The sequence below is a fragment of the Mycobacterium sp. GA-1199 genome, from assembly GCF_001500045.1.
Taxonomy (GTDB): Bacteria; Actinomycetota; Actinomycetes; order Mycobacteriales; family Mycobacteriaceae; genus Mycobacterium.
In genome coordinates this window covers 1-504 of sequence record NZ_LQIX01000052.1, presented here as the reverse complement: position 1 = coordinate 504, position 504 = coordinate 1, and the positions used below count along the sequence as shown (strand labels likewise).

1 protein-coding gene is annotated in these 504 nt (G+C 65.1%); it reads left to right on the top strand.

The window, feature by feature from the left end:
• Positions 1-504, top strand: a 504-nt coding sequence (locus AU198_RS27060) for an HNH endonuclease signature motif containing protein (RefSeq protein WP_502689313.1), incomplete at both ends; no start/stop codon positions are given.

Below are 504 nucleotides of genomic sequence, written 5' to 3'. Positions count from 1 at the left end.
ACTGTCGGCGCCTACGGCTGCCAAGTGCATCACGTGAAAGCCGACTGGTCCAAAGGCGGAAACACCAACGTCGACGAACTCGGCCTGGCCTGCGGAACCGACAACCGCAGCGTCGACGAGGACGGCGGCTGGACCACCCGCATGAACGAGCGCTGCGAGGTCGAATGGCTGCCCCCACCGGGACTGGACACCGGCCAGGCGCGGCTGAACTACTACCACCGACCCGAACGGCTCCTGCGCCCACCCGAAGAACACGAAACCCACAGCCAGATAGTCGACAACGACAACGCTGCACCGCCCGAACCCGATGACGGCAGCCGAGCAGTCGACAACGACACCGCCACGACACCCGATGCTGCTGACGACAGCCGAGAAGTCGACCACGATATCGCTGCGTCGCCAGAACCCGATGACGGCGGTCGGGTGCTCGACAACGACACCGCCGCATCACCCGATGCTGCTGACGACAGCCGGGTAGACGATATCGCTACGTCGCCTGAACCC